Below are 7,036 nucleotides of genomic sequence, written 5' to 3'. Positions count from 1 at the left end.
AACCGATGGTGGCACCGATACCGGTACAGGAACCGATGGTGGCACCGATACCGGTGCAGGTACAGATGGTGGCACCGATACCGGTGCAGTAACTGATGGTGACACTGGTAGCGGTACAGTAACTGATGGTGACACTGGTAGCGGTACAGTAACTGATGGTGGCACCGATACCGGTGCAGTAACTGATGGTGGCACCGATACCGGTGCAGTAACTGATGGTGACACTGGTAGCGGTACAGTAACTGATGGTGACACTGGTAGCGGTACAGGTACAGATGGTGGCACTGGTAGCGGTACAGTAACTGATGGTGACACTGGTAGCGGTACAGTAACCGATGGTGACACTGGTAGCGGTACAGTAACCGATGGTGACACTGGTAGCGGTACAGTAACCGATGGTGACACTGGTACCGGTATAGTAACCGATGGTGACACTGATACCGGTACACCGCCAGATGATGTAACAGTCCTACCGCCAGATGATGTAACAGTCCTACCGCCAGATGATGTAACAGTCCTACCGCCAGATGATGTAACGGTTTTACTACCGGATGATTTAACAGTTTCACAACAGGTAGACTCAAAAATCCCCACACCGGATAACTCATCAATAACACCGCCAGAGGTTCCACCATTGGTAGAGCAACCAATCACACTAGAGGCGACCGTTAAAAGTGACCTAGTCTATGGCATAGAAAAAGCCTTCACAGAAGAATATCAGGCATACTTTTCGCGACCGCTCAAGACCAAAATTTATACTCAGAATGATGTGCGCGATCGCACTCGTGAGCTTGAGCGCGAGACTGGTCTCAAGACTGGGGTTATTTATGTCAGTTTTGTCCAAAACTCCGTTACATTGCCAGGAACGCGATGCCAAACTCCGGCAATTCCAGCAGGGCAACTTGACCGACGATTTGGTTACCGACCCTCTGATCTACCTTCAGAAGCGGAAAAGTGCTTACAAACAAGCGATGACCAGCTAGAACTGTTGCTGATCACAGCAGAGGGTAATCCAGTTCTGCGGCGAGTCTATAACGCAAATCGTGCTGAAGTCTTAGATGTAACCACGACTTTTCATCGAACACTGATAGATCCGGGAAGCTTGGATGATAAGGATCATCTCAAAGCAGCTCAGCAACTTTACCAATGGCTGATAGGACCGTTAGAGGCTGAGTTAAAAGCTAATAATATTGAAAGCCTGATATTTGCTATGGATCAGGGATTGCGCTCCCTACCTCTGGCTGCTCTGCACGATCAAAAGAACTATCTAGTGGAAAATTATAGTGTCAGCCTGGTGCCTAGCCTTAGTTTGACCTATTCTCGGTTCACCAATGTTCAATCCTTGCGACTGCTGGCGATGGGAGCCTCCCAATTTTCTGATAAAGAGGATTTGCCTTGGGTAAAAGTCGAGTTAGAAACAATTATCGACAAAAAACTGTGGAAAGGTGACTATTTTCTAAACGAAAGCTTCACTCTGGAAAATTTAAAAGCTCAACGAAAAAGACGTAAATTTGGCATCATTCACTTAGCTACCCATGCTCAGTTTAATCGAGGAGCTCCTGAGAATTCTTACATTCAAATGTGGGACAGAAAACTGCGGCTCGATGAAGTGGAAAATCTGTTTTCTGAGCCATCGGTAGAGTTGTTGGTACTCAGCGCTTGCCAAACCGCTTTGGGCAATCGGGAAGCAGAGCTAGGTTTTGCTGGATCAGCGTTTCAGGCAGGGGTTGACTCCACTCTAGCAACCCTTTGGTCTGTCAGTGACCAAGGGGCTCTGGGGCTGACTACAGAGTTTTACCGTCAGTTGAAAAAGACACCGAGTAAAACTGAAGCCTTGCGACAGGCACAGTTGGCAATGATTCGAGGCAATGTCCGGATCGAGAATGATCACTTATTTATCTCTGGCAATAAAATTGCTTTATCTTCAGAATTGTCAGGATTTGGAAAACAAAGCTTTAGCCATCCCTATTTTTGGGCTGCTTTCTTGCTAGTTGGTGATCCTTAAACAGGGAGTCGGGAGTAGGGAGTAGGGAGTCGGGAGTCGGGAATCGGGAATCGGGAATCGGGAATCGGGAATCGAGAGGGAGGTGTGGGAGGTGTGGGGAGGGTGGGGAGCAAGTGGTGTGGTTTCCACTATGAGCGGCTGCATCAAGACAATGTATTTAAAGATACCAAATTCTCGCCAACTACTTCTTCCCTCTCCCCTCTCTCCCCACACTACCCCCTCTCCCCACACTCTTCCCCCTGTTCCCTGTTCCCAGATCCGCTGTTCCCTATAATCCCTAGGGTCAAACTTGAGAGTTCCAAATGGGAGTCATAACCCAATCGTTTTCAGCATTTCCAAATGCTTTGAAACCGGTACAAGGGTATTGGCAGTAATCATCCCGCTGGCGGCAACGGCTGGTAAACCAATACCGGGAAAGGTTGAGTCTCCACAGCACATTAGTCCAGGTAGGGGTGTGCCAGGACCAGGAAAGATGCCAACTCCTGCTCGAATCGCTGGACCGTAGGAACCTCGGTGGCGGCGCAGAAAGCGTTCGTGGGTGAGCGGTGTACCGACTAGAGTGACTTCACAACGGGAACGAATGTCTGGAATGATGCGCTCCAATCCTTTCCACATGATTTCTGCACGCACCTGCTTTTGTTGTGCATAGGCTTCACTGTTACGACTCATGCCTTGCCAGAGTTCATAGGGTTCGTTACCTGGAGTATAAACATGAATCACGTGTTTTCCTGGTGGTGCTAGGGATGGGTCTAGAAGGGATGGAATCGATAGCACTACTATATTCTGGGGAGCGGTAACACCTTTTTCCCAGTCATTAACGATAATGTAGTGGCAGGCTAGGTCTTTTTCTAGTCCTTGAGCATCAATGCCTAAGTGGAGATGCATGAAGCTGTCACACTCAGGAGTAGCGTTTCTCTTGGCTCGATAGGATTTTGGTATTGCTGAATCTGGCAGTAGTTTGAGGGTATCCCATACTGAGATATTAGAGACTACTGCTTTACGGGCTCGGATTTCTTTGCTGCCCCGCAGACGCACACCTACGGCACGGTTGTGCTCGACTATCACTTCCTCAACATGAGCATTAACTATCAGCTGACCGCCATGTTTTTCTAATCCCCGCACCAGGGCATCAACTAGGGCACCACTACCACCAATGGGATAATCTAGCACTACCCCTGGTCGATACCATTCCGCAAACATAAAGGCCATCTCTGCCGCAATGGTTCCATCTGCTGGTAGTCCGGATAATAGAAAACAAAGCAAATCGAGCCAATTACGGCTAAAGTTGTCTTTGAGAACACCGTCCATAATCTGGCTAAAGGGTCCTCTGAGCTTGATAGAATCCCCAGCATATCGTAGGAAAGAGGGGGCAAATCGGCTGAGGGTGACTATTGCGCCGAGATCAAAACGGATGGCAGTCAGGGGAATTGCGATCGCAGCCTTAGCTAGGGGTTCCATCACCCGCTGAAGCTCACGCCATTCGGTTACAGCATCATTACCACGAAGCCTGGCTAGAACCTCACAAAACTGATCCGCACCAACGGATGTGTCAAAGTCACCTTCAGGCAAACGGCAACCCCATGTATTGTAGGTTTCCCAAGATAAATCCTCACCGATGGCATCTAGCAGTTGTCGCAGAGGATTGGAAGAAGGGCTATAAGACAAACCTGAGTAAAGAGACGGACCGGAGTCAAATTTGAATCCATTGCGCTCAAAAGCGTGAGCAGCACCACCAGGGATTGAGTGGCTCTCGCAGACTGTGACGTTAAAACCGTAGCGAGCTAGAAGAGAGGCGCAGCATAAACCACCAATCCCACTGCCAATTACAACTATATCTGTTTCTTTACTCATTGAACTTTGGGCTCGATAGTTTGGTTTATTCTATTGATAATTACGACAAAAATACTATATTACCAATTTTTCTCGTATCGTCTCTTCATTTGCTCTAAACCCTACCAATACCGCTGTGCCATCCTTCACAAATAGGGGTCGTTTCAGGAGCATCGCATCTTTGGCAAAGGCTTCAACCCACTGCTCTTCGGTCCAAGTCTTTTTTTCTTCACCTATTTCACGATAGGATTTCCCAGAGGTATTACGCATGGGTTTAGAGCCCAAAGCTTCTACCCAGCTGCTAATCATATCAGCAGTTGGTGGATGCTCTTTTGTGTTAATAAAATCATACTCAACACTGTTATCTTGGAGCCATTTAAATGCTTTTTTGCAGGTGCCGCAGTTGGGTATACCGTAGACTTTAATTGACATAATGTTTATCCTGATTTATTAGCATTCAGTGATCAGCCGTCAGCCGTCAGCCGTCAGTAGTCAGTAGTCAGTAGTCAGTAGTCAGTAGTCAGTAGTCAGTAGTCAGCGGTCAGCTTATTTTCTTCAAAAGCTGTTCGGGTAGCGTGCGCGTAGCGCATAAACTGATGGCTGAATGCTGATGGCTGAATGCTGATGGCTGAATGCTGATAGCTGAATGCTGATAGCTGAATGCTGACCTCTATCCTAAAACTAAACTTTGAATTTATCGGTAATCCGCTGCATCGCTTCGTCTACATTTTCCCGACTATTAAATGCGGAAATGCGGAAATAGCCTTCTCCTGCAGCACCAAATCCAGAACCAGGGGTTCCGACTACATTGGCAGTGTTGAGTAATTTATCAAAGAAGTCCCAACTGGATAGACCATTAGGTGTTTTGACCCAAACGTAAGGGGCATTTACGCCACCATATACTGTTAAGCCAGCCGCTGTTAGTTGATCGCAAATAATTTTGGCGTTTTCCAAATAGAAGTCAACTAGTGCTTTAACTTGCCCTTGGCCTTCTTCAGAATAAACGGCTTCAGCGCCTCGTTGTACAATATAGGAAACCCCATTAAACTTAGTACAATGGCGGCGGTTCCAAAGTTTCCACAGTTCTACATCTGAACCATCGGATGCTTTGGCTGTTAGGGTCTTCGGTACTACTGTTAATGCACAGCGGGTGCCGGTAAAGCCTGCATTTTTGGAAAAAGAGCGGAATTCAATGGCACAATCCCTTGCTCCCTCAATTTCGTAGATGGAGTGGGGTAGGTCTGGGTCAGTGATAAAGGCTTCGTAGGCTGCATCAAAGAAAATGACCGAGCCATTAGCTTTGGCATAGTCTACCCAGGTTTTGAGGTAGTCTTTGCTAGCGGTTGCTCCGGTAGGGTTATTGGGGAAGCACAGGTAAATTAAATCAACCTTCTCGGAGGGAATCTCAGCGGTGAAGTTGTTCTCGGCGGTAATCGGTAGATAAACCAAACCCTCATACTTACCAGCATCATTAGCATCCCCGGTATGACCAGCCATGACGTTGGTGTCTACATAGACAGGATAAACTGGGTCAGTAACGGCAATCTTGTTATCGTTCCCAAAGATGTCGAGAATGTTGCCAGTGTCGCACTTGGAGCCATCGGAGATGAAAATTTCCCCAGCTTCAATGTCACACCCCCGGCTTTGGAAATCGTGGGTAGCAATTTTTTCCCTTAACCAAGGGTAGCCTTGCTCTGGACCATAACCTTTGAAGGTGGCGCGATCGCCCATTTCTTCAACAGCTTTGATTATGGCGGTGCGGCAGGCGGCTGGTAGTGGTTCGGTAACATCACCAATCCCCAGCTTGATTAGCTTAGCATCGGGATTGGCTTCTGCGAAAGTATTGACCCGTCGCGCAATTTCGGGAAATAGGTAGCCAGCTTTGAGTTTGAGGTAGTTGTCGTTAATGCTTGCCATAGTAGATTGGTATAAACGCCCTCAAAATAGCTTATATCAAGTCTGGTTGAATACCTATAATTAAGGAAAGTGTGGGAAGTGTGGGAAGTGTGGGGAGATGGGGAGATTTTTATTAAGGGTAATTATTCCGACATGATAGTATAGCGCTACGCGCAAGTCAGAAGTCAGAAGTCAGAAGTCAGAAGTAAACTAGACTCACGTTTCGGAGTTTACAAATATCTTAATTTGAATGGGTAGTGCTATACAAGTTTTTTGTAAGCATATGTGCTAGGCGAACAGATGTCAGCTGTCAGCCGTTGACTGATAGCTGATAGCTGATAGCTGATAGCTGATAACTGATAACTGATAGCTGATAACTTATATGGAAATTCAAAAATTACTCAACACTAAAATCGGTGATGTAGCAGCAACATCCCTACTGACCTTGTATTGCCATGCCCTAGAAAACCAGTCAAAAGACCCAATTTTAGATGATCCATTAGCTGTTGAAATTACGGATAAATTAACTCCTGAATTGTCCGAGTCAGATAACAAGCTTTATCAAAGCTTAGCTAAGGGCAAGGTAGAAAAAAAATTGGTGGTTCATGTTGCTATGCGCGCCAAACGCTATGATGATTATGCCAGAAATTTCCTGGAGCGATCGCATAACGGAATTGTGGTTAATATTGGTTGTGGTTTGGATACTCGTTTCCACCGGATCGATAACGGTAAAGTTATCTTCTATGACCTTGATTTACCAGAGGTGATAGCAGTTAAACGGAAACTGTTGCCAGAAACTGACCGCTATCGCTTTATTCCGTCTTCGGTCTTTAATTATGAATGGATGGAACTAATCAGAGAGTTGAATGCTGATTCAGTGTTATTTCTGGCAGAAGGGGTGTTTATGTACCTTGAAGAAGAGGAAGTAAAATCATTAGTATTGAAACTGCAATCAACGTTTCCTGGCTGTGAACTTATTACTGAATTTGTCAAGGCCGCTTGGTTAAAGCCGCCTCTGCAAGCAATCATCAACAAAAAATTACAACAGGATTTGAATTTGGGAAAATATGCCACTTTCAAGTTTGGAATTAAAGACAGTAAAGACTTGGAGGGTTGGAATCCAGGTATTAAATTCCTTGATGATTGGTTTTATCTTGATGAACCAGAAAAGAAACTTGGTTTGCTGAGAGTTTTGAAAGATATTCCATTTTTAAGGAAAATACAGTGGACTGCTCGCTATAAGTTAAATTGAAAGGGAATCGGGAATCGGGAATCGGGAATCGGGAATCGGGAATCGGGAATCGG

At 46.1% G+C, this 7,036-nt stretch carries 6 protein-coding genes; 2 read left to right on the top strand and 4 right to left on the bottom strand.

The window, feature by feature from the left end; translation table 11 throughout:
• Nucleotides 1-2,005 (top strand): CHAT domain-containing protein (locus AC4II3_RS30070; RefSeq protein ID WP_488015610.1); only part of this gene is annotated, 2,005 nt, incomplete at its 5' end.
• On the opposite strand, the gene AC4II3_RS30065 is transcribed toward AC4II3_RS30070, so the two are convergent.
• The 4 genes from AC4II3_RS30065 to AC4II3_RS30050 form a co-directional block, all read right to left on the bottom strand.
• Entirely contained in the window at nt 1,988-2,149 is a 162-nt protein-coding gene (locus tag AC4II3_RS30065; protein WP_488015612.1) for a hypothetical protein, read from the bottom strand. The genes AC4II3_RS30070 and AC4II3_RS30065 overlap by 18 nt on opposite strands.
• A 165-nt stretch (nt 2,150-2,314) precedes the next feature.
• Complete coding sequence (locus AC4II3_RS30060) at nt 2,315-3,856, bottom strand: phytoene desaturase family protein (RefSeq protein ID WP_488015614.1); 1,542 nt, start codon at nt 3,854-3,856, stop codon at nt 2,315-2,317.
• A gap of 54 nt (nt 3,857-3,910) precedes the next feature.
• Complete coding sequence (locus AC4II3_RS30055; RefSeq protein ID WP_488015615.1) at nt 3,911-4,267, bottom strand: Spx/MgsR family RNA polymerase-binding regulatory protein; 357 nt, start codon at nt 4,265-4,267, stop codon at nt 3,911-3,913.
• 249 nt (nt 4,268-4,516) lie between these two features.
• Nucleotides 4,517-5,752, bottom strand: coding sequence for an LL-diaminopimelate aminotransferase (locus AC4II3_RS30050; RefSeq protein WP_488015617.1), 1,236 nt, complete (start codon nt 5,750-5,752; stop codon nt 4,517-4,519).
• Nucleotides 5,753-6,113: 361 nt separating this feature from the next.
• On the opposite strand from AC4II3_RS30050, the gene AC4II3_RS30045 reads away from it, so the two are divergent.
• The gene (locus tag AC4II3_RS30045; RefSeq protein ID WP_488015619.1) at nt 6,114-6,983 is read left to right on the top strand and encodes a class I SAM-dependent methyltransferase; all 870 of its coding nucleotides are present in this window, start codon (nt 6,114-6,116) and stop codon (nt 6,981-6,983) included.
• The last annotated feature ends 53 nt before the right edge of the window (nt 6,984-7,036 follow it).

Source organism: Moorena sp. (assembly GCF_982860115.1).
Note: the sequence above shows the minus strand (reverse complement) of the source record. Positions and strands in the feature narration are given on the sequence as shown.